22 protein-coding genes are annotated in these 24305 nt (G+C 38.8%); 5 read left to right on the top strand and 17 right to left on the bottom strand.

The annotated features are described in order from the left end of the window. Window positions 1-25: 25 nt before the first annotated feature. Window positions 26-1678 carry a hydroxylamine reductase gene (hcp, locus tag G3341_RS05800; protein WP_154624039.1) on the bottom strand — a complete coding sequence of 551 codons (1653 nt, stop codon included), beginning with the start codon at window positions 1676-1678 and terminating at the stop codon, window positions 26-28. A 318-nt stretch (window positions 1679-1996) separates the two neighbouring features. Between hcp and G3341_RS05795 the strand changes: the two genes are divergently transcribed. Further along, window positions 1997-3094, top strand: a complete 1098-nt coding sequence (locus tag G3341_RS05795; RefSeq protein ID WP_154624038.1) for a porin — start codon at window positions 1997-1999, stop codon at window positions 3092-3094. Window positions 3095-3159: 65 nt separating this feature from the next. Here G3341_RS05795 and G3341_RS05790 read toward each other — a convergent pair whose 3' ends face one another. Genes G3341_RS05790 through G3341_RS05770 form a run of 5 tightly spaced genes read right to left on the bottom strand, consistent with a single transcriptional unit; the run spans window position 3160 to window position 7428 of the window. Beyond that, the gene (locus G3341_RS05790; protein WP_154624037.1) at window positions 3160-3582 is read right to left on the bottom strand and encodes an NUDIX domain-containing protein; all 423 of its coding nucleotides are present in this window, start codon (window positions 3580-3582) and stop codon (window positions 3160-3162) included. A 15-nt stretch (window positions 3583-3597) separates the two neighbouring features. Beyond that, window positions 3598-4857 (bottom strand): adenylosuccinate synthetase, encoded by a 1260-nt coding sequence (locus tag G3341_RS05785; protein WP_154635591.1) that lies wholly within the window; start codon window positions 4855-4857, stop codon window positions 3598-3600. 16 nt (window positions 4858-4873) lie between these two features. After that, a complete protein-coding gene (locus tag G3341_RS05780; RefSeq protein WP_163860878.1) occupies window positions 4874-5527 on the bottom strand; it encodes an HAD family hydrolase in 654 nt (217 codons plus the stop codon). Window positions 5528-5536: 9 nt separating this feature from the next. Continuing rightward, window positions 5537-6631: a phosphoribosyltransferase family protein gene (locus G3341_RS05775; protein ID WP_163860877.1), complete on the bottom strand. Its 1095-nt coding sequence runs from the start codon at window positions 6629-6631 to the stop codon at window positions 5537-5539. Window positions 6632-6642: 11 nt separating this feature from the next. Beyond that, on the bottom strand, window positions 6643-7428 hold the full coding sequence (locus G3341_RS05770; RefSeq protein WP_154624034.1) for a HisA/HisF-related TIM barrel protein: 786 nt from the start codon (window positions 7426-7428) through the stop codon (window positions 6643-6645). Window positions 7429-7770: 342 nt separating this feature from the next. Here G3341_RS05770 and clcA point away from each other — a divergent pair, with 342 nt between their 5' ends. Then, entirely contained in the window at window positions 7771-9177 is a 1407-nt protein-coding gene (gene clcA, locus G3341_RS05765) for a H(+)/Cl(-) exchange transporter ClcA (protein WP_154624033.1), read from the top strand. 48 nt (window positions 9178-9225) lie between these two features. Here clcA and tehB read toward each other — a convergent pair whose 3' ends face one another. The 5 genes from tehB to G3341_RS05740 form a co-directional block, all read right to left on the bottom strand. Beyond that, window positions 9226-10113: an SAM-dependent methyltransferase TehB gene (tehB, locus tag G3341_RS05760; RefSeq protein ID WP_154624032.1), complete on the bottom strand. Its 888-nt coding sequence runs from the start codon at window positions 10111-10113 to the stop codon at window positions 9226-9228. Window positions 10114-10227: 114 nt separating this feature from the next. Further along, on the bottom strand, window positions 10228-11307 hold the full coding sequence (locus tag G3341_RS05755) for a linear amide C-N hydrolase (RefSeq protein WP_154624031.1): 1080 nt from the start codon (window positions 11305-11307) through the stop codon (window positions 10228-10230). A gap of 354 nt (window positions 11308-11661) precedes the next feature. Continuing rightward, window positions 11662-12468, bottom strand: a complete 807-nt coding sequence (locus G3341_RS05750; RefSeq protein ID WP_163860876.1) for a topoisomerase IV — start codon at window positions 12466-12468, stop codon at window positions 11662-11664. Window positions 12469-12670: 202 nt separating this feature from the next. After that, complete coding sequence (locus tag G3341_RS05745; protein WP_163860875.1) at window positions 12671-13249, bottom strand: YceI family protein; 579 nt, start codon at window positions 13247-13249, stop codon at window positions 12671-12673. A 14-nt stretch (window positions 13250-13263) separates the two neighbouring features. Then, on the bottom strand, window positions 13264-13821 hold the full coding sequence (locus tag G3341_RS05740; protein WP_154622051.1) for a cytochrome b: 558 nt from the start codon (window positions 13819-13821) through the stop codon (window positions 13264-13266). 396 nt (window positions 13822-14217) lie between these two features. On the opposite strand from G3341_RS05740, the gene G3341_RS05735 reads away from it, so the two are divergent. Next, the gene (locus G3341_RS05735; RefSeq protein WP_154635592.1) at window positions 14218-14856 is read left to right on the top strand and encodes a glutathione S-transferase family protein; all 639 of its coding nucleotides are present in this window, start codon (window positions 14218-14220) and stop codon (window positions 14854-14856) included. Between the two features lie 136 nt (window positions 14857-14992). Here G3341_RS05735 and G3341_RS05730 read toward each other — a convergent pair whose 3' ends face one another. Next, window positions 14993-15610, bottom strand: coding sequence for a malonate decarboxylase holo-ACP synthase (locus tag G3341_RS05730; RefSeq protein WP_163860874.1), 618 nt, complete (start codon window positions 15608-15610; stop codon window positions 14993-14995). Window positions 15611-15826: 216 nt separating this feature from the next. Here G3341_RS05730 and G3341_RS05725 point away from each other — a divergent pair, with 216 nt between their 5' ends. Next, the gene (locus tag G3341_RS05725) at window positions 15827-16795 is read left to right on the top strand and encodes an FUSC family protein (protein WP_154623864.1); all 969 of its coding nucleotides are present in this window, start codon (window positions 15827-15829) and stop codon (window positions 16793-16795) included. A gap of 193 nt (window positions 16796-16988) precedes the next feature. Continuing rightward, complete coding sequence (locus G3341_RS05720) at window positions 16989-17630, top strand: NAD(P)-dependent oxidoreductase (RefSeq protein WP_163860873.1); 642 nt, start codon at window positions 16989-16991, stop codon at window positions 17628-17630. A 49-nt stretch (window positions 17631-17679) separates the two neighbouring features. Here the strand turns inward: G3341_RS05720 and G3341_RS05715 are convergent, their stop codons facing one another. The 5 genes from G3341_RS05715 to G3341_RS05695 form a co-directional block, all read right to left on the bottom strand. Then, window positions 17680-18792 (bottom strand): class II histone deacetylase, encoded by a 1113-nt coding sequence (locus G3341_RS05715; protein ID WP_154623866.1) that lies wholly within the window; start codon window positions 18790-18792, stop codon window positions 17680-17682. Between the two features lie 350 nt (window positions 18793-19142). Next, complete coding sequence (gene iolB, locus G3341_RS05710; RefSeq protein ID WP_154622771.1) at window positions 19143-19982, bottom strand: 5-deoxy-glucuronate isomerase; 840 nt, start codon at window positions 19980-19982, stop codon at window positions 19143-19145. A 142-nt stretch (window positions 19983-20124) separates the two neighbouring features. Continuing rightward, a complete protein-coding gene (gene iolE / locus G3341_RS05705) occupies window positions 20125-21018 on the bottom strand; it encodes a myo-inosose-2 dehydratase (RefSeq protein ID WP_154622770.1) in 894 nt (297 codons plus the stop codon). Window positions 21019-21050: 32 nt separating this feature from the next. Beyond that, window positions 21051-22955 (bottom strand): bifunctional 5-dehydro-2-deoxygluconokinase/5-dehydro-2-deoxyphosphogluconate aldolase, encoded by a 1905-nt coding sequence (locus G3341_RS05700; RefSeq protein ID WP_154622769.1) that lies wholly within the window; start codon window positions 22953-22955, stop codon window positions 21051-21053. 20 nt (window positions 22956-22975) lie between these two features. Beyond that, on the bottom strand, window positions 22976-24109 hold the full coding sequence (locus tag G3341_RS05695; protein WP_154622768.1) for a Gfo/Idh/MocA family protein: 1134 nt from the start codon (window positions 24107-24109) through the stop codon (window positions 22976-22978). Window positions 24110-24305 lie beyond the last annotated feature (196 nt).

Here is a 24305-nt window from a genome sequence, read left to right as displayed (position 1 = left end):
TAAATTTCCCCTATCACACTTAATATTATGCAGGCAGAATTTCAGCTAGATCTTGTTCAACAGTCGTAATACTACGCATTCCAAATTTTTCATTCAGTATGTTTAATAGGTTTTCAGTTAAGAATCCTGGTGCTGTTGGGCCGGTATAGATATTTTTAACACCGAGCGATAATAGCGTTAATAAAATAACAATCGCTTTTTGCTCAAACCAAGATAGGATTAAACTCAACGGTAAGTCATTAACGCCACAACCTAATTTTTCTGCTAAGTTTACAGCAAGCATGATTGCGGAATATGCATCATTACATTGTCCAACATCTAATAAACGAGGTAAGCCTTCTAAAGTACCAAAATCTAATTTATTAAAACGATATTTACCGCACGCCAATGTGAGAATTAAGCAGTCTTCAGGTACACTACGCGCAAAATCAGTGTAGTAGCTACGCTCACCACGGCTACCATCACATCCCCCAACCAAAAATACGTGACGTAGTTTTTTCTGAGAAACAAGATCAATCACTGTATCAGCTGCACTCAATAATGTTTGACGCCCAAATCCAACCGTAATTTTGTGCTCAATTTCTGTGTATGGAAAACCATTCATGGCTAAAGCTTGGTTGATCATTTCAGAGAAATCATCACCGGTTAAATGTTTGGCTCCAGGCCAACCCACAATACTACGAGTCCAAATACGGTCTTTATATTGCCCAACATCTGGGTCAATAATGCAGTTTGAGGTCATCAGAACAGGACCTGGAAATTTAGCAAACTCGGTTTGCTGATTTTGCCAGCCACTACCATAATTACCGACAAGGTGTGAATATTTCTTCAGTTCCGGATAGCCATGTGCAGGTAACATTTCACCATGGGTATAGATATTAATACCTGTACCTTCGGTTTGCTCTAATAGCATTTTCAAATCTTTTAGATCATGCCCTGAAATAAGAATACATTTCCCCGCAACTGGGCGAACATTCACTTCTGTTGGCACTGGATGACCAAATTCTCCAGTTTCTCCAGCATCGAGAATTTCCATTACCTTAAAATTCATCATGCCAATAGCCATCGCATTATCAAGCAACTCATTCATATTTGCGGGTAACGTACCTAACCACGCCATAATTTCATGATATTGGCGATAGATATCATTATCATATTGGCCTAATACATGCGCATGCTCCATATAAGCCGCTGCACCTTTTAAACCATATAAACAAAGCATGCGTAAACCATGAATATCATCACCAACTTGTGCTTTATCAATATCAAGTGCAAAATCTTCAGCCTGTTTTTGCAATGCAATAATATCATTACCTTTAAGCTGAATATTAATTAAAGGATGGTTAAATACAATAGCACTATTTTTTGCTTGGCATTGCTTGATTAATTTATCTCTTAAATAAATAGCTTCTCGAGCATAACCAATAATACGTTCTGAATCGAAATTAACATTTGTCAATGTTGAGAAAAACGCTCTAGGCGCGAAACTATCTACGTCGTGATCAATAATACCTAATTCACGTGCTGTTACAGCGCTAGCAGAGAGACTTTGTAACACCGCAACTAATAAGTCTTGTAGATCTGACGTTTCTGCTGTTTTACCGCACATACCCTGTGCGTATGCACAGCCATTTCCAGCTGGAGTTCTAATTGTTTGTTCACATTGCACACAGTACATGTTCATTGCCTCATAAGTTGCATTTTATATACAACATTAAGATTAAACCTTTTTCGATAATAAGGAAGAGGGATTTGAAGCTTATCTGAAGGTTTATTGATCTATATTAATGTTTTCATTGAATGAGAACTATTTACATCTATCTGCCTAATAAAATAGGGAAAATTAGCCTTATTGCAGTGTACTCAATGTATATAGTGTCATTTTTAGTCTAATTAGTGCTTGCAAGATTTGATTTATTCACTTGATAATACCCTCGCTTAACTTGTTAGATAGGCAAAATTTCACTTATATAGTTATTGGGTTAAAGGATTAGTCATGAAAAAAAATAATATTATTACGATAGCGATCCCAGCGTTATTCGCTGCTGGTGTTGCTAATGCCGCTGAAGTCTATAATAAAGATGGCAATAAGCTCGATGTGTATGGTCAAATTGACGTTCGACACTATTTTGCAGATGCTAAAAGTGGTGAAGATGGGGATGATTCACGCGTTCGTTTAGGCTTTAAAGGTGATACTCAAATTACTGACCAACTCATTGGTTTTGGCCGTTTCGAATGGGAAACAACAACTCATAAAGCGGAATCGGATAACGAAAACCAGAATCGATTGGCCTATGCAGGATTGAAATTTGCCGACTTTGGTTCAGTGGACTATGGCCGCAATTATGGTGTGATCTATGATACGAATGCTTGGACCGATGTATTACCTCTGTGGGGAGCAGACACTATGGACCAAGAAGACACATATATGATGAGTCGTAACCGTAATTTATTAACCTATCGCAATAATAATGCATTTGGTTATATTGATGGTCTGAGTTTTGCTCTGCAATATCAAGGTAAAAATGGTGACCAAAACAAATCAACTGGCGACAGCTCATTAGATAATAATGGTGATGGTTACGGTTTTTCTACAGCCTATGAACTAGGTTGGGGTATATCTATCGGTGGGGGTTATTCGAACTCATCACGTACGCCAAGTCAAAAAAATGGTTCTGTCGGGGCAACGGGTAAACGTGCTGAAGCATGGAATATTGGTAGTAAATTAGAGCTTGATGAACTCTATTTAGCTGCAATGTATGGTCAAACCCTAAATACAACTCGCTTTGGTGGTGATGATTCTGAATCTATCGCAAATAAAACAGAGAACTTAGAAGTTGTTGCATTGTATTCATTCGATTTCGGTTTAACCCCTTCTCTTGGTTACAACCAATCTAAAGGTAAAAATCTCGGCACCTACGGTAGTCAAGATTTGGTGAAATATATTGCAGTTGGTGCTGCTTATGATTTCAACAAAAATATGACCGCTGTTATTGATTACAAAATCAATCTATTAAAAGATAAAGAATTTACTCGTGATTATGAGATCAATACTGATAATGTACTTGGCTTAGGTCTCATCTACCAGTTTTAAATTAAATAATTCACCCCCATTTTGATAATCATTATGGGGTGAATTCACAAGACTTCGGATTTTTATTAACGACAATCTATTGTTAATGGTGTATCCAAAATAATTTTTTGGTCCTGAGATAATGGAATTAACCAAGCTAAATTAGCAATTTTGTTTTTTGGTAATGACGCTGTGTGATGAACACTGACTTCTTCCTTCTCAACTGTCTTAACCTGAGTAAATTGTTCACTATAAGTAGAAAACATATATATACGATATTTATCAGGATTTGTAAGAATTAAAAAACATCGCCAATCGGATACGGCTGTTATTACCCCTGTTTCTTCCAAAAATTCGCGCCTCATAGCCTCCTCTGGGGTTTCTCCTTGATGTATTTTTCCGCCTACACCATTAAACTTCCCTTTTTGCCATTCTGGTTGACGTTTTTTTATCAGCACAACCTGAGTTGCATCTGGTGAATACATAAAACCAGTTACATAATTTATCATAATTTTCTTCTTAACTTAATGACAAATAATTGTTTTATCTCTATCGGCCCCATACGAAATGTAACGAATTTTTTTATTTGTATGCTCTTCAATAAATGATAAAAATAAACGTAATTCTACAGGCAATTCTAATCGGCTATGATAGTTCCCCTTTAATTGAGGCCAACCACGAAATGTATAATATATTGGTGTCACCTCTGATAAATTTAATAAAGCCGCTTCACAAGTAATAGGCTTATCTTTTTTCATATAATTTATAGCAATTTTAATTTCATCTACATTTGCTAATACATCCACATTTGTTATCGCTAATTCTGTTACACCATTAAGCTCAATAGCCTGTTTGATTAAATTCAGATCTAACCATCCGCAACGCCTTGGCCTCCCTGAAACCGTACCATACTCATTTCCACGTTCACGAATATTAATTGCTGCATCATCATGTAATTCGGTTGGGAATGGGCCATTACCAACTCTGATCATATAAGCTTTCATTACTCCTAAAACATGAATCGGTGAAGCAGGTATACCGATAATAGAAAAGCAACTTTGCACCAATGTTTGATAAGCAACGGTATAAGGATAGGAACCAAATGCATTATCCAAAAAGGTCGCTTGAGATGTTTCAAGCAAAACATCCTTATTATCTCCAAGCAATTGACGTATTTTTTTATCCGTAAAAGCAAGGTAAGGTTTAATATATTGACATTGTTCATATAAGCGTTCTACAACATCTTCAAACTCTAGCGTTAATGTGTCATTAAATACATATGTGATCTGTTTTTCCCTTAAATCCCACAGGAAAGCTAATTTTTCACGAAGTTTTATTTTATCAAGCGCATCATAGAGACGAATGCCATGCCGATTGGCTTTATCTTCAAAGCATGCACCGATCCCAAGCCCCACAGAACCAATCTTGCGACTTCCTTTGAATTTTTCGGATGCTTGATTCAATGAAGCATGAATCGGTAATACAATATGACATCGATAATCAATATAAATGGAGATATCTTGTCTAATTTGCTTAAGACGCTCTATTTCGCTAATTAAAATTTCAAGACTGATTAATGCCCCTTGGCAAATATACATATTTCCTTGATATAAGGTAGCGGGTAGCTGTGAAAATGACTGTCGTTGATTTTTTACTTGTACACAATGACCAGCATTGGCGCCGCCATTAAACCTTGCGATATGTTTTATTTTTCCCGCAAGATAATCAACAAACTTGCCTTTGCCTTCATCCCCAAACTGTAACCCAACCACTGAATACAACATTTATCCTCCTATCTATTTAAACAATATCTTCTGCTAAAATTGCAGCTCCTAAAAGCGAATCAACAAGATAGGCTCCTGTCTTAGCTAAATTCTCAGCGCAATGAGTCCCACCAGTATAAAGAATCGCTTTAGCTCCTACTTCAAAAGCAGATAATGCATCATCTGCGGCATCACCAACCACAACACACCGTGATGGTAAAATATTTAATTTTTTTATATGCAATGAAAGTTGTTCGGATTTTCCCTTTTTTAATAAAGGTAATGTCCGCCCTTCCACTAAATTAAAATATGAAGATACCTGTGTATCAAAAATACTTTGGTTAAGTTCGTCTTGTTCCATTAAAGAACAAACTGATTGAGTGAACTTGTTTTTATTTCTATATTGTAATGCTTCAATAGCCCCTCTAGATAAATAGGCCGTTCTAACATTGGGTTTATAATATTGGTTAAATACATTACCTATTGTTTGCCATTCCGATTTAGTCGGTTCTCTCCCCATCACATTATGATAAAAAATGTTCACCGGAACAGAGTAGTTCTCTCGATATTCATGTAAGCTTAACTCTTTAAAGCCTAACTGATTAAATACTTTATTTGCTGCAAGAAGAGAGATATGAACATCGTCTAAAAGCGTACCATTCCAATCCCATATTACATGTGACTTCCCCATAATTGTCCTTTATTGGTTATTGATCATGAAAAGTTCAAACTTGCTTTTCAGGTTTAATAAATATTTTTCTTCTGGAAGTATTTTTTCTAATAGCGAAATAATCGTCAGCGAATAATCTATCCAGTCGGCTGTTGTGATACGTGCCGTTTCCGTATGATATTTTTCTTTTTTCCTTAACAAATTTATTAATTCAAAATGTCGAAAACACCAAGGCGAAAGCTCAGTTAGCGTTTTAGGATTAAAGATATTCTCTGGATGCTGATAGACTTTTTTTCTAAAAAATTTTTCCCAATGTAACTCTGTTGCAAAAATTGAAATATCATTCATCGTGACTTGTTTGAGATATTTTTTAGCATGACTCAGGGTTCGCCCACTTCCACAATTATCATCCACTAAGAGTATCTTACCTGCCCCTTCCCAACTACGATAAAAGGGTATTTTCTTGTTTATATTAACCTCATCATAATGAGATAGCTTAATTATTCCTAAAGGCTTTTTTAAATAGCAAGATATGAGCGCAGAGCACCCTACTCCCCCTAATGCAATACCAACGATATAATCATATTGTTCAGTTAACCATAATGCAGATGTTAATGAAATAAAATGATTATCTCCCTCTATTTGTTCTCTTGGATACTTTAACCCTAAATTTGAATTTATACTGAGACTCTCCATTTCACCTAGATATTTAGGTAAATCAGTTCCCATGATGAAATTTATAATCACTGTCGCACACCAATCAATTGCTTTTATATATCCGTTAATAACATCCCTATCCTCATCATTATTACCAATAATAAAGTCTAACATTTTTAGCAGTTTAGAAAACATATGGTCAGCAATGACATACTTTATGACCTTCTCAGATTCAATATCTGGGACCATTAAATATTGATTTTTCAATTCCATTAATTGATAAATAATTTGATTACAATTCAATTTTTGATAATAAACTTCTCCTCGGCTATTAATGACACCATTTTCATAATAAAATAACTTTGGTAAATATCGATATGCTTTATAAAAGCGAGCATTAGTTACAGGAGAAATCAAACTGCCTAATAAGCTAATATTTTCCGCACTAACAGAAAATAACTGACTCATAAATAAGCTCTCTATTCAATATCGTGACTCTTGGTAGCCAATAATGCATTAGGTAAATCTATTAAGCCTATATGAAGCGCTTGACCAAGGATGACTCCTTCAATACCTTGCCTACGCATAGTCGATAATTTTTTAATATCATCAAGTGAAGCCACACCACCACCAGCGATAATCGGAGAAGCCGTTTTATTACAAACTTGCTGTAATAAATCAAAATTAGGAGAGGAAAGCATCCCACCTCTGTCAACGTCGGTTACAACATAACGTTGACAGCCTATTTTGTTCAGCCTTTCTAAAACGGGCCATAGCATTTTATTGATGATATTCCACCCTCGGCTTGTAAGATAATATTGTCCTTCTATTTGTTTAACATCCAATGCTATTGCGATCTTGTCGCCATATTCCATAAGCACCTTTTCGCACCAAGCTACATTTTCCAGCGCTGCCGTACCGATATTCACTCTTTGGCAACCTAAATTAAGTGCTCGAGATAATGTTTCATCGTCACGTATCCCCCCACAAATTTGCACTTGCGCATTCGCTTTAACAACGGCTTCCTTAATGGATTGATAATTGTCACCTTTACCAGCAGCCGCATCCAAATCAACCATATGAACGTATTTGGCGCCAGCATTTTGCCAGCGATTAACGACTTCAACTGGGGTTCCAAGGATCTTGTTATCAACTTGTGCTTTATTATAGTGTTTACCCTGCGTTATTTTAATTGCAGTCTGAGAAACCATTGCATAGCCAGATACAATATCGATTGAAGGATAAATATCTAAAAATTTAAGCATCGTTAAACCTAATTATTCGTCACTAACGGAGCTAAATATTAGCTTACTGATTATTTAAGTCACAATCTCAATAAAAATTAGAGCATTACTTATTATTATTACGCTTAAATAGCTTAAAGCACCCTCTATAAATAATTAGCTATTAATCTTCATAATCTTTTTCTTAATCATTCATAACTCATCATTATCCAATAGTTTAAATTAGAAAAATTTCGTTTGGTTTACGTTATCTTTTAAATAAAATACCTAACAATAAATTTATGGTATGGTTTAGCGAACTTACTGTTGTGCTAAAATAATCACTATTTGTTACTCATTACCAATATAGAGAGTCATAAAAAGATGTCCGAACAAAGTCCCATTAGCCAATCTGCAATGAAATATCGTTTTGGAATACTCAGACGATTGAAAGAGTCTAATAAGACACCAGTGACGATTTTACTTTTAGCCGCAGTCATTGGCGCATTTGTGGGCCTTATTGGTTCTTTGTTTGAATTAGGGACAACTTGGGTAAGCAACTACAGAAGTAGCACTGTTGGTGAACTGGTCACTGATAAATGGCTAATAATTCCAGCCATGTTTGCTGTATCTGCCATATTAGCGATGGTGGGATACTATTTAGTGAAAAAAATATCTCCGGAGTCTGGAGGCTCAGGTATCCCAGAAATCGAAGGGGCTTTGCAAGATTTACGCCCAGTCCGTTGGTGGAGAGTGATCCCCGTTAAATTTTTTGGTGGACTAGGGGCTTTAGGTTCCGGAATGGTACTGGGCCGTGAAGGCCCTACCGTACAACTGGGGGCTAATATAAGCCAAATGTTTTATGATATTTTTCGCGTTAAAAATAATGAGTCACGTCACACCCTATTAGCCGCAGGCGCAGCAGCTGGTTTATCAACAGCCTTTAATGCACCGCTTGCTGGTATTTTATTTGTCATTGAAGAAATGCGCCCACAATTTAAATACAGCCTGATCTCCATCAAAGCTGTCTTTATTGGCTCAATCACGTCTACGATTGTCTACCAGTTAATCAGTGGCCAAGCAGCGATTCTAAACATCGGACAATTTTCATCTGCCCCGCTAAACACGCTATGGCTTTATTTAGTCTTAGGGCTGTTGTTTGGTGTCGTGGGTATTTGTTTTAATAATTTTTTACTCTACCTGCAAACTAAGTTTCTCGCCTTCTATCAAAATAAAGTATCCCGCTTTGTATTAATGGGGGGGTTAATTGGTGGTAGCTGTGGTGCTATTGGCGTTTACGCGCCTGAAATTGTGGGTGGAGGCTTTTCAATGATCCATCAGATGATGGCGGGAAGCTTTACAATCTCCCTTTTAATTCTATTTTTTGCTTTACGCTTTCTAACATCAACGATCAGTTTTAGTTCTGGAGCCCCAGGAGGCATTTTTTCACCCTTACTCGCATTAGGCACACTTTTTGGTGGGATCTATGGTTACTGTGTTTTAGAAATTTTTCCTGATTATCAAATTGAAATAGGGACTTTTGCTATTGCGGGTATGGGAGCATTATTTGCAGCAACCGTTAGGGCACCATTAACAGGGCTAGTTCTTGTCCTTGAAATGACCAGTAATTATCAACTGATTTTACCGATGATTATTACTTGTTTAGGTGCAACTATGGTCGCACAACTACTCGGCGGTAGACCGCTTTATTCTGTTTTATTAGAAAGAACATTACAACGAAGTGCAGCAGAAAAATCAGAAGAGCAAACAAAAACGGTAAATCAAGCCTAACTCATTGGCGGGATGGTATACATCCCGCCATCATTAACCAATAAGCACTTATTTCTTTTTCGCGATTAAGGTAGCGAAATTGAGTTTAATACGCTGACCTTGTGCATCAGTTCTATGAAGATGACCTGGATCCTCATTATATTTTAGAATTTCCCAATCTTTATAATATCCGCTTAATTCCCCTGCTTTAAGAAAACATTTAAATGGAACTAAGTCTAAAGGTGCGTTCGGTGTTTCTACTGCACAGACAATGACATTAATACCGCCAGGTAATGTGTGAGCTTGCATATCGGCAATGATATCGGCTATGTTTTCACGCTGTAAAAACATTAAAACGACGGTTGAAACAATTAAGTCATAATCACCTTTGATTTGGTGGCTATTGATATCATAAATTGCGGTTTTAATGTTTTCTATACCCGCTTGTTTTTTCACAAAATCAATAGCTTGAATATGCTGTGGATTAATATCTACCGCAGTGACATCATAACCTTGCAGCGCAAGATAAAAACTATTACGACCTCTTCCTGAACCTAAGTCTAATGTTTTGCATGGTTGAGATAGTTTATTTTCACATAAAAATCTGACTTCAGAATGTGGGATAGTTAATCCGTGTTCTTTATAGAATTTAATGTCAGGATGGCACAAGAAAGAGAGTTGGCATTGCATATCATCACTACAGGATGAAATTCGATGCCAAACTTGTGGTTCAATTACGGGAGGTTGATTATCAACATCAAATGTGAATTTTTGCTCACTCCCATCATCAGCAAAAATAACAAAATCAAGTGAACCTTTTAGTACTTTCAGTTGCGCGTAAGTCTCTTCTTTTGTGTTGTGGCGCTCTTGGAACATGAGAGGCAGAGAAGCTTTATCCCATACCGGCATGGTTTTATAACAAACTAACTCGCTCATATCATCACCTTTAAGTTGCATATTAAATGCATCTTATAATGTTATTCGATTACCTGCAAAGGTTTCATAAGGTGATAATAGATAGCTTGATCAAAATCAACCTTCAGGACTCCCAGAAGGTTGATGACGATAAATTTAATAACCGAGTTGTTTCGCTGATAACCCTAAAAATTCAAAAGGCTTGCTATCCACATATTCATTGGTCGCATCACCTGAAAAAATATTGCTCTGCTCAACGCCAAGACTTAATTTTTTCACCTTGCCTGTTTCTGCTGAGAAATCAATTTTTTTAAGGTCGGTCCAGAATATATTTGGGGTTAATGCTGACTCAAAGAAATATAATTGACGCTTATGGTCAACCAGCGTTCTCCAGCGTGTCGATGAAATTTCAGGGGAGTTTTCAGTCGTTAATCCATATGGAACTGACACATTACGGATCACCCCAAACACGCTTGCTACAGCCTTATTAGGCGTGGTTTGTTGTGGGATAGCATTCACATAAAACTGTGCGCGTGCAAACCTATCTGCTGAACGGTTTGTGCCGGGTAGCATCACCGTACCACCAATGCCCTGCCAATATTCCTGCATAGCTAACTGTTTTTCATAGGTAGGAGAGTTGGTCATAACTTGGTAATTACGGCTATGATGAATAACTTGTTTACCATCAATGTACTCAATAATCGCGCTATCACCACTTGCATCAGACAAGGATAAATGTAATGTCGCCAAGCGATCCTGCCCTGGTACATTATCTGTCATGACTAATAATGGCGTTTTTTCCAATGCAGCGACTGCTTCAGCAACCGTAGCATAGTTATCTAGCATATATTGAGCCCATAATGAGATCGATAATGCCGGTTGTTTATCATTTGCTTGCGGATATTTTGATTCAGCTAACCATAATAAGTTAGCCACTAAACCTTTTTCATTAACCCCGTCTGTCGTTGAAATATCATAACCTGACGCGATCACGCTGCCATACTTTGATTTCCATTTGAGGGAGTTAGGTCCGGCAATACCATCCCTATCCATACCTCGTGGGAGGATCCATAAATTGGTTCCAATATCATATTTCCAATCCATCGTTCTAGCGGTCATGGTCTGCTGATCCTCACCCAAATAAACCACTCGAGTACAAGCTTGAGTCACGACTGAGGGAACATAAACCGCAGCCGCAGTGAGTAAGGCGACCATGCTTTTCTTAACAAATGACATCTTTCCTCCTAGATACAAAGACTTACCGCCGATAGATTTTAAACATATCATAGCCAAAAAATTGATGGATCAAATAAATAAAATATATCAACTGAACTCAATAACAATATTCACAAACTTAATGAATATAAAATGACACTCTGACGTTAAAAGTATAGAAGAATTACCGCGTAATCACACGGTTGATTCATCATTTGAAACACACAATAACAATTACATGCTATTTAGTCGCGGAAGTTAATTATGATGAGTGAGAAATATTTTCGGATAGAAAAAAGCATGCTAGAGAAGATAAATTGGTTGAAAACGCAATATCCCATCATTTTTTCATGGGATATTGCAATCCATAATCAACTAATTAGCGGCTGAAAATAGCGCTCGTAAAAAAGCAGCTTTTTTCTGATTGTCAGGTATAGCGAGAATTTGGTCGTAAAAACTCATCGTTATACGACAAGTCACTGCTGGCTGCTGTTTCGCTTTATCTAAATTTTCAAGCAATAATGTTTGATCGCCATATTTTGCAACAAGCTTTTTCTGAATGCCGTCCAAAATTGCAGCTTGTTCTTCACGTAAGACCATTGGCTGTTTGATGCCTGATTCAGTTGAAAGTAATAAATCATTAGTTGCTTCCAACTGTTTAAACAATACCGCATGACTTTTTGCTGGGGGAATTATCGCTGCCGAATCCCGTAAATATGGAAATAGAGAGTAGAAACATGTTTTCCCTGAAGGGTCAGTTTCTAACAACACATTCAAATAATCATTTACTTTACTCGTAAAGTTGATAACTGATTTATCTGAAGCATAAGGTATACGCTCAATAACTAACTGCATGACACTGCCAACGATCTGGTCAAATATATGGCGAGTCAGTAATTCATTCGATGGCTCATAGTCACGAACAATTTGTTCAAAACTTGAATACGCTTCTGGGCTTAATTTTTTAATTGTGCCAATGACAGGCATTTGTTTTTCAAGCTTAGCTAATGCCTCTACTTGAACAGCGCTTAATGGTGCCTCTAAAGAAGTTGTCTGAGCTTCAGCATCCGTTTGCGTCGATAATGTATTATTATCTTTACCTAACCAATAAAAACCGAGCGCAAATGCAATAAAAATAATAACAACAATCAATGCTGTTTTGCGTGAACTATTTGTCTTCAAGGGCCCCTACCTTTATAACAGTGCCTATAAATAAATAACCTTAATTGACTTATCTAAAATATTATTTTTTAAGTCAATTAATTATTAATACATTCTACCCCTTTATAAAGTGAATTAGCTATAGGAAAAAAGGAAATTACCTAGCTAAAAAAAAGCGCCCAGTGACAAAAGGACACTGAGCGCTTTTTAGCTGAAAAATTAATTACTTGTCTTGTACGCCCTCTACTGAAATCAGTAGTTCAGCTTCTTGGGACTTAGGTCCTAAATCAGATTTAATGTTAAAGTCTTTCAGCTTAATATTGCCTTGTGCTTCAAAACCTGCACGATATCCACCCCATGGGTCTTTACCTTCACCCATCAATTTTGCATCTAATGTAATGGGCTTTGTAACACCATTTAATGTGAAGTCGCCTGTGATCTTGTAAACATCACCTTTTTTCTTCACTTCAGTAGAAACAAATTTTGCTTCTGGGTATTTAGAGGCATTCAAGAAATCACCACTACGTAAGTGTTTATCACGTTCTGCATGGTTGGTATCGATACTGCCTGTTTTAATTGTTACTTCGACTTTATCTTTTGATGGGTCTTTCGCATCATAAGTAAAACTACCATCAAAATCCTTAAAGCTACCATATACCCAGCTATAGCCTAAATGTTGGATACGGAATTCGATAAATGCGTGCTGACCTTGCTTATCAAATTTATAGGTTTCCGCTAATGCAGAACCCGCTGTTAAAAATAATGCACCTGTTGCCAGACCAAGAACCGTTTTCTTCAACATAATTATCTCCACGTTTATTTATCGGGATTAAAACCCAACATTCTTTTTAAAGTAATATCACGGTCAAAAAAGTGATGCTTAAATGCCGCAAAAGCATGTAAAACTGATAACAAAACAACTGCCCAAGCTAAATATAGATGAATTTCACCCGCGGTATCGGCTTGCGTTGCCGCCCCAGTAAATAAAGCCGGCACATCAAACCAACCAAAAACACTTATTGGTTGACCATCCGCAGTAGAAATTAAATATCCACTTATCAAAATGCTAAACAAGATGATATAAATCAAAATTTGAGCAGTTGCAGAACTTATTTTGGTTAAACGGCTATAACTCTCAAGAGGTTTAGGTGGGGGAGAAATAAAACGCCAAACCACACGAAATGCCATAACAATAAATAATAAAATACCTATACTTTTATGAATTTCAGGTGCTTGATGATACCAGCTATCATAATAACCGAGAGTCACCATCCATAAACCCAATGCAAACATTCCATATACAACAATTGCAACTAACCAATGTATGAGCAGCGATAAATGCCCATAGCGAGTGGTACTATTTTTCCATTGCATAATTAATAACCCTACAAATTAAAAGGCGATCACTTTTTAATAACCTACTGTAATCATAAGGGGATTTAAAAATTATTCCTATCCCTAACTTAAACAAATATTTTGTTGAAGATATTCAAATACTATCAACATAATCATTGTTTTCTAAAAAAACATTTTTTGTCTAGCCTAAATAATTAATGTAAATAAAATTAACTTCAGTTTATGTAAATAATAGAAACCATTTATTTAATTACTCGTATCTAAGGTGACTTTTTTATTATAATTTTAATTCATAGCATATACTTTTAATATATAAGACTACTGTATTTATCTTTCTTTAAATTTTTTAACATGCTAATTTTAGGAGCCTTCTTAATTTCTATGACTCTTCGCTGATCATCCGGTAGGTATATTATGTATAAACTTTGGATTGCTAATAAAAATTATTCTTCGTGGTCACTCCGACCCTGGGTATTACTCAAAACTTTAGGTATCCCTTTCGAAGAAAACCTTTGCTATTTTGACATTGGAAGCGGTCACAATAGCTATGACAAATTTAAAGCATTCTCTCCCTCAGGCCTCGTCCCCTGCCTTATTGATGGAAAACAAACAGTTTGGGATTCCCTAGCGATTTGCGAATATGTGTATGAAGCGTATCCACAAGTATGGCCTAAAGATAAACACGCGCGGGCATGGGCGCGCAGTGCGAGTGCGGAAATGCATTCTGGATTTACCACCCTTCGTAAAGAATGCGCAATGAATCTTTCTCATCATGCCCCACTAGAAAAAATTTCCCGAGAACTACAAACAGATCTCAAGCGTCTCCAACAATTATGGCAAGAAGGCCTCACAACCTTTGGTGGGCCGTGGCTAGCCGGAGATCAATTTACTGCCGTAGATGCCTTTTATGCCCCCGTTGCGTTTAGAATTCGCAGTTATCAATTACCGATCAGCAATGCTGCTCAGCAATGGGTTGACCGTATGGTCGCATTATCGGCGATGCAAGAGTGGCTTCAAGCGGGATTAGCTGAACCTTTTGTAGAACATCTATGATACGTGCGTTTGGGCTGAAAACAGCCCAACTCACGACTTTCTATCGATTAGAAAAAAATCATCTGTACGAACATCAAAATTAATTTTTGCGCAACACGAACAAATAACAAGCATAATCAGTCTGTTATGCCATCAATTACAAATTATCATCCCATGGGTCCGCCGTTATGACTGCTCCTCGCGGTGTATGGAGTGTCACCTGTTCATTTTTAAACCATTCCGCTAATGAGAAGCCACCTTTTGGCGTTTCAATATGAATATCAATCCGACATAAAGGTGTATTCGCTTTAATCGCGAACTCAGCAAAATCTTCTTTTTTATGGCGTGTAGGACAACGGATTAATACGTCAAGATCACAATCGGCAAGCATGCTTTGAATGTCAGTCACTAATGTATAAGCACAGCTTCCGGTCACAGCCCACGCCCACGGCCAATTATGCTGTGAAAGTAATAACAGTACTTGTACAGGCGGTAATGCGATAAACATAGAACGTTGCAATTCACGGGAATTCGCAACTAATGATTCTACATTCATAATGTGAGTAATAGCTGACTTATCAATTTGCGTGATAAAGCGCTGACCCGGCTTTATTCCTCGAATTCCCACTGAAAGTTTTTCTTGAGCCGTTGCCTCTCTACGCACAACCAATGGTAGTTGCTTATTCCATTGAGAAATAACCCATTCAGGCAGTGATTCCTTCGGCAAATCATCAAGGCTACTGATCCAGACAAAATCATGGGGATTCACTTGCATCACTTATTCCTTATTTTCATAATAACGACATGCTCTGCCGTTATTATGCATTTTTTAGCATGCAAAAAATACCGTTAGCTTTATTTTGGCTGAAGTTTGCCTTTTGTCTGTGAATTCAAATGGATTGATTGATAGACAGCGTTTAACTAAGATCTGTGTTAGTATAAATTACCTTAATAAATAATAACTTACACTGCAAATTGTGAGCATCTTTTTATGAGAAAAATACCAGCGATTCATGACGGTCTCATGTTTAGTGGCTGTATGCTATTAAGTGCAGCAGTCGCTTTTGCTATTATGGATGTGCAAGCTTCTATGTGGGCCGCTTTCTCAACCTTATATGCATTTAACCTTTTTAATGCCGCGAAAGAGTACAAGAACTATTTCTATACCGCTTTTTGGCTTGCCATGATCATGGCTGCGATTTTTATCGGGGATACATTACGGTTAGGCACAGGTTTTTATATTTATCTCGCCATTTTTTCATTTATTTATTACCAGTTGTATGGCACGGATCCTGTGATGGATTTGACCATGAAATTTATGATTATCATGTCAACCATCGGCACTATTTTACCTGATATTTCAAAAAGCCTTGCGCTTGGTTTTTTAATCGGTAGTAGCGTCACTCTAATGACTTGTTATCTCTTAAGCCAAAAGATGCATCGTCACACTATCCTAACGGGCAGCCTTGTTGAACAAAACCTATTCACACTACGTAAGTATATCATTCCTAGATCAATGACTTACGCGATAGGTTTATTGCTTTCGTTAGCCATACCACGAATGTTAGATCTGGGCCATTTCTATTGGACGTTACTCACCTTTGTATTTGTTTTACATCCAAAATCACAAAGTATTATTCATATAACACTTCAGCGTGTAGCGGGAAGTTTACTTTCAGTTATTTTACTTTATTTTTTATTCAATACACCGCTAATGCCCTATATCGGCCTAATTTCCATCGTTGTTTTTGCATTTCTAATGCCGATGAGCTTCCATCACGGCTATACTTTTATGACTTTTATTGTAACCAGTTTAATTCTTTCGGTTCTCGAACAAGTCATCTATTGGCGGCATCCTGCATACGTGCTGCTCTTTGATAGAGTATTAGAAACCGCGCTAGGTGGTGCCATCGCCATTATCACGAGTATCGTCTTAAAACTATTTCGAGATGCCAAATAATGCGTTGCAAGACGGTCCGATTGCAACGCAATGAGATGCAAAGCGGCTCGTAATGTTCAGTAAATTGATAAGGGAATACCACTATAGTCATACAGAATGAGATATACTCAAAGAAAGCTACGTAGAAAATCTGTATCAATTATGGTTATAAAATGACTATAACTCATATTGTCAATCAATTGCGGGGCAAAAGATGAAAATATCAATTATTGGAGCAACAGGTTTTGTTGGTAAGCCATTGGTTGAAGAAGCACTGCTACGCCAACACCAAGTGACTGCCATTTCACGTCACAGTAATAGACTTCCACAACATGCCCATTTGATAACCTCTTCTGGTGACATTACTGATATTTCATGGCTAACAGCCCGACTGAAAGGACAGGATATTGTGATCAGTGCTTTTAATGGTGGCTGCCAAAATCCTAATCTATACCAAGATACCGTGATAGGTAATCAAGCTATTTTACAAGCGGTCAAGCTATCCGGTGTCAAGCGATTAATTGTTGTTGGCGGTGCCGGCAGTTTAGAGATAGCCCCCGGTATAGAATTGATTGATTCTCCCGATTTTCCTGAGGAAATTAAACCTGGTGCACAGGCTGTAAGAGAATTTAAGCAGGTACTACAGAATACGCCGGAACTGGATTGGACCTTTGTGTCTCCCGCGGCCATATTAGAATCAGGAGAGCGTACTCAAACATTTAGGCTTGCAGGTAACCAGTTGCTCATGAATGGTCATGTTCCAGCCAAAATTTCCGTTGAAGATCTGGCTGTTGCTATTCTTGATGAAGCAGAAAAGCCACAGTTTATTCATAAACAATTTACCGTCGCTTATTAATAAATAGGGGCTTTGCATCACATTAGCAAACAGCCCCTATCGAATAAGATTACAAACCAAATTTTTCTTTTAGTTTATCTAATTGTTGCTGTTGAAAGCGTTCAAATTCATCCCTTGGCTGCTGAAGACCAATAAAATCTAATAGCGGGTCAATCACCTCAGTACGGACGCCACTCATCTCTTCTATGACAGCTAAGCCACAAAATGGTACGTAAGCTTCTGAATAACCGCCTTCATGAACAATAACCAATTTTCCATCACACAGCCTATCCGCGGCATCCATCACAAGCTGTGTCATTTCTCGAAAGCTTTCACTATGAAGTTGCATTCTTGCTAACGGGTCCATTGCATTGGCATCATAACCACTGGCAACAATGATCAGTTCAGGCTTAAAGCGTTCTAAAGCAGGTATAACGATTTGCTTCATTGCATAAATATAGCTATTGTGGCCTGCCCCCGCTAACAATGGGATATTCAAATTGAATCCTTCGCCTTCACCGACCCCAATATCATCTTCACCGCTATACCCCGGAGGGAAACATCCATCTTGATGTAGCGAAATCGCTAATACATCGGCGCGATCCCAAAAAATATGCTGGGTCCCATTACCGTGGTGAACATCCCAATCAATCACAGCAACGCGTTCTATGTTAAAACGCTCTTTTGCATATTCAATTGCCAAGGGAATATTGGCAAGAAAACAGAAGCCCATTGATTCATCAGGTAGACAATGATGCCCCGGTGGACGAGAAAGGCTATAAGCATTATCCAACTCACCTTTCAGTACAGCTTCAACGGCTGCACAGGCTAACCCCACTGACAGTTTAGCGATTTCATAGCTTCCTGGACCTAATGGAGCCTCTTTACCCAATAAGCCACCGCCGTTATCACTCACCTGTTTGAAACGCGTTAAATATTCTTGAGGATGGATTTTGAGTAGGGTCTCTTCGCTCGCTGGCTCCGCAGAAGACAAAATAAGAGAGCGGCTTAGCCCTGAGACATCCATCAAGCTTTTTAGACGCCTTTTGGTTTCCGGTGATTCAGCATGAGAAGCGCCTGACGGAGGCTGAACCCAACCACCAACAGGCAATGTGGTTGCATGCAAACCAGTACTATGCCAAAAACAATGCTCATCAAAGAAAAAACCTGTTTTGCGCTTCATTCACACCTCACTCATTGTGTTTTTTGTTTACACAAAATTAACACAACGGAAACATTCGAACAGATTAATATATTAATAATGTGATTGACATTACAATTCAGATTCAACCATTGACATGCTTTATAACTGATTCAATAAGAAAAAATTATTTATTAATATGGTAATAAATAAAAAAGCCGGTAATACATTACCGGCAAATAGTAGATAACAGATTTTGGTTTTGGTACATACTCTAAAAATTCACATTGTCTCTAAATAACCGATCAAAGCGCGCTAATTCGTAGACCACATATACGGTATACCGTGCCTGTGAGAGGCTATTAACAAAACAAGCTAAACTCTCTGAGTTTTCACGACGACTTTTTATCACGATGTTTAGCAGCATACTCTTCACTATTAACCCAGCTATGGTCTTTTTCCCATGTAAATAACCATTTACGTGTCGGACCAGCCATAACGTTAAGATAATAGTTGTCGTAACCTGCCATTGTGGCCATTGGGTGATATCCTTTCGGCACCATGACGACATCTTTGTTGTAAACAGCCATACACTCATCTAACTCACGATCATCAGTGTAAACTCGCTGCATACAGAACCCTTGTGGCGGATTCAAACGATGGTAATAGGTTTCTTCTAGATACGTTTCTGCTGGCTCATTATCGGTATCATGTTTATGACTTGGATACGAACTTGTACATCCCTCATCGGTAAAGACTTCAACCACCAGTAAGCTATCAGCAGATTTATTATCAGGTAGGATGTTATGAACATAACGTTTGTTATTGCCATGGCCACGTTGCTCTGCACCAATGTCATCAGGCCCAATCAAACGTGTAGGATAAGTTCCTTTCCCTTTTGCTTGGCATACTGCTAGCTCTAGCGCCGTTTCTGCGGTTACTTCAACCGACTCTTGTGCTGTCACATAAACCGCATACGGCTTTTTGCGCTCAAAAGGATCCATACGGTCGCCAATATTTTCGAATGTCTGCTTTGGTGTTTTCACCGTTGCTTTACCCGCAACCAACACTAGACAAACTTCATTCTCAGATGCCGGCAAGGAAATAGATTCACCTTGTTTGAGTTCATACACATCAAAGTGCACATATCCCCAGTTAGCGGATTCAGGCGTAATATGCTGAGTACGCTTGTTTTCATCTGGAGAATGATACTTTGATAATAATTTTGACATATCGCTTACCTCGGCCTCTAAAACAAACTTTAAGCTGTGGAAGCTCAGTTACCCGAATCCTCGAAAATTATCGATTCATCGGGATAACTTCACTCTTCAATAACCTGTAACTCAAGTCATTGAGCTTCACTATGATGATTCGTTAGATCAGTCCTGCATCTTTAGCAAATTTATGCAGGTTGTTATAACCCATTGTTGCATATGTTAGTGGATGAGCAATAGCTGGGTCTTGTTCTGCTTCAACCACCAACCAACCATTTTCATATTGACTATTTTTCAATACTTTAAATACTGCTGGATAATCAACGCAACCATCTCCTGGTACAGTAAAGACACCCGCTAATACCGCATTCAAGAAACTGGTTTTACGATTTTTCACATCTTTAAGTACATCTGGACGAACGTCTTTGCAGTGAACGTGATTGATACGCTTAGCCCAACGCTTAGCAACTTCAACGGGATCAGCGCCAGCGAAAGTTAAGTGTCCAGTATCAAGCAGTAATCCCACTTCATCACCGGTGTGTTTCATTAGATTATCAACATCTTCTGCTGACTCAATCACTGTCCCCATGTGATGGTGGTAAGCAATTTGTACCCCTTGTGATAGGGTATATTTTGCAAATTCAGTCAATTTTTTACCGTATTCTTCCCACTTGTCCGCAGGGAATAAAGGGCGCATATGTACCGGTTTGTCTTGATCGCCGTGTATGCAATGAGTCACTTCTGCGAAGACCATCACTTTAGCCCCCAAATCACGGAGTAGTGCTAAGTGCCCTTGTACTGCTTCAATTTCTTCTTCCACGCTGCGAGTCAGTAATTCACCTGAATACCAGCCTGAAACCAATTTAAGGTCATGTTTTTCTAAAATTGGGCCCAGAATTTCAGCCTTACGCGGAAATTTATTACCCAATTCAAAACCTGCAAACCCTGCCTGACGGCCTTCAGTTAAACATGTTTCCAGTGGCGTTTCTGCGCCCAATGTTGGTAAATCATCATTGGTCCATGTCAAAGGGTTAATTCCGAGTTGGATTGCCATGATGAAGCTCCTGTGTATAGGTAAAAGTAAAATTATTTACGCTGACGCCATAGGGCGATCAGGTTGTGGTAATTTGATTTAATCGTCTGTACTAGCGCATCATCGTCCATTTCACCTTTCATCCATGCGAGAGAAGGTTTAGCAAATAATGTGCGACCCACTGCGAACCCTTTTACAACCGATTTGCCCGCAGCAGCATTGAAGCCGGCTTCTAATTCAGCTTGTGGTGCATCTAGACCCAATAGCACAACACCACGGCAATACGGATCACGTTCTTGGATCAATGCATCCACTTCATCCCAATTTTCAGCTTTCAATGGCGGTAATTTCCACCAGTCAGGTTTAATACCTAAGTTATAGAAGCGTTTGATTGCTCTGAGATAAAGTTCGTCATTACGTTCCATATCGGCTGGTAGAATGACTTCAAGTAGTAATTCATGACCTGATTGACAGCAAGCGCTATAGACCTCTTGAACGGTTTTTTCCTGCTCAAGGCGTAATGGATGATTATCTTCTGGGTGGAAGAAAACTAAACATTTCACGATATGCTCTTTTGGCCAACTAACTAGCTGTGAGCCAATATTACCGTGCTCTAAACATAGTGGTCTTGACGCGGGTAGTTCAATAGGACGCCCTATCCACCAACCGCGACCAGTCACATCATTCAGCACATCTTGGCCAAAAGTACTGTCACACAGTAGTCCTGCTTTGCCTTGCAAGTTAGCCTCTTCCGCCACTTCACAGCTTGCACGGAAAATCAATTTTTTCAGGTATGGAATACATGAAATATCAGCACCAGCAGCACGCGCCATATCGACAAATTGAATACGATGATCAAAAGCCATTACGCACAATTCTTCCCAGTGTGTGGCTCGCGTTGTCACACGATGTAAATGATTAAGCATCGGATCCAAGTCTGGTCGAGGTACAGCAGCGGCTCGTTCAAGATAGTTATCTAATTCAATTTTGCTTGGCATCGCTGGTGCACAACCATGACGAGAAACGACTAACGCCCCACAAGCATTCGCATAAGTACAGGCTTTTTCCCAACCTTCACCATTGAGATAACCACGCAATAACCCCGACATAAAGGCATCACCAGCCCCTAATACATTCAGGACTTCAACGCGTACACCTTTTACAGTAATTCCTTCATCCAAGGTTTCTGGGATCACATCGGTAAATACTGAGCATCCCAATGCGCCACGCTTACAGACTAATTCCGCCTTGGTTAGTTTTCGGATATTTTTTAATGCTTGGATGGTATCGGTCGAGCCGCCTGCAATGTGAAACTCTTCCTCGGTGCCAACAATCAAGTCAAATAGCGACAATACTTCTTGCAGCTGCTCGGTCACTTTGTCTGACTCAATAAAACGTGTCTCTCCGTCACCCAGTGAAGTCAATCCCCAAAGTACAGGGCGATAATCAATATCGATTGCGGTTTTCACGCCATTGCGTTTTGCATAGTCTAATGCTTTAAGGACCGCTGCACGGGTTTTAGGATGGGATAAGTGAGTCCCTGTGATAGCAAGGCAACGTGCTGAAGCAATATACTCTTCACTAAAGTCATCTGGCGTAATCGCCATGTCGGCACAGTTTTCGCGGTAAAAAATCAGAGGGAAAGTATCTTCATCTTTAATCCCTAAGATCACTAATCCTGTTAGCCTATCTTTATCGGTGATCAGGTGGCTGGTATCACAGCCTACACGTTGTAACTCTTCGCGAATGAAGCGTCCCATGTGCTCATCCCCAACACGGGCTAGCATCGATGATTTCAAACCTTGTATTGCCGTACCATACGCAACGTTCCCAGAAGATCCTCCGAGATACTTAGCAAAGCTACTCATATCCTCTAAGCGCGCACCAATTTGCTGTCCGTAAAGGTCAACGGCGATACGCCCCATGCAGATAACATCTAACTTCTTCTGCTTATCCATTAATTACCCCTTGAACAGAATTAATTGATTTCAGTGACTTTAACCCAGCGTTGTTCTTCATAAGAACGTGCGATAGCATCAAGAATACGCGACACTTTCCAGCCTTCCTCAAAGTCAGGCCACATATTTTCACCGGTCGCAACACCATCAATTAAATCGCGTACTTCAACTGTTTTTTGGTCATTAAATCCAATACCGTGCCCTGCACCATTACAAAACGGCGCATAATCCGGATGTTCTGGCCCAACTAAAATCGTTTTGAACCCTTGACGGTTTGCAGGCTCATCGTGACGATAGAGTTTCAGTTCAGCCATACGCTCTTGGGTAAAGGATAAGGTGCCTTTTGTGCCTGTTACCACATAAGTCAGCCCCATCTTACGCCCGGCCGCAATCCTCGATGTTTCAATCACGCCCATTGCACCACCAGCGAAACGCACCATGGCATGTGCTTGGTCTTCATTTTCAACATCAACCATCACTGAAGAACCTATTTTTTCTGGGCGTTTTTTAATTACTATTTCCATATCGCCACAGACTGTTTCAATATCGCCCACTAAGAATTGAGCCATATTGACAATATGAGCAGACAAATCCCCTAAAGCACCCAAACCGGCTTTTTCTTTAAAACAGTGCCAATGGATCGGTGCGGTTGGATCAGCCATGTAATCTTCATTATGTGTGCCATAAAAATGAATCACTTCCCCAATTTCACCATTAGCAATAATTTCTTTAGCTAACTGTGCAGTTGGGTTCTTCATATAGTTAAAGCCCACTAACGTTTTCACCCCTGCTTTTTCAGCCGCGGCAACCATTTCTTTGGCATCTTGAGAATTTAATGCGAGAGGCTTTTCGCAATAAACATGTTTGCCATGTTTAATCGCTTCCATTGCCATTTCTTTGTGTAAAAAGTTAGGAGAGCAAATATCAACAACATCAATATTTGGGTCGGCAACCAGTTTGCGCCAGTCATCGGTTGAACGATTAAAACCTAACTCTTTTGCGCGCGCTTCAGCTAATTCAGGGGTCACCTCTGCCACCATCTCGCGAACGAGTTTTCCTTTTAATGGAAATACGGTTGGTGCTTGCGCATAAGCTATTGCATGGGCACGGCCAATGTAGCCAGTACCAATCAGACCAATGCGGATTTCTTTCATTCTGTATTCTCCCTTCATGCAGCTCATCATTTATAGTGCAAGCTAGTTTGATGTCTGTGTCTGATGTTTTTATTTAATACTGATGTTATACGGAATATTTATTTCATTTTCAACATAACGAGAAATATTAATTTCATTATGTGATCTAGCCTGAGTTTTTTATGTAATCATCTAATTTATAAAGAAATAAAAATAA

The sequence above is a fragment of the Providencia vermicola genome (assembly GCF_010748935.1).
In the GTDB taxonomy this organism is placed as follows: Bacteria; Pseudomonadota; Gammaproteobacteria; order Enterobacterales; family Enterobacteriaceae; genus Providencia; species Providencia zhejiangensis.
The sequence above is the reverse complement of the archived record's forward strand: the minus strand, read 5'-3'. Positions and strand labels throughout refer to the sequence as shown.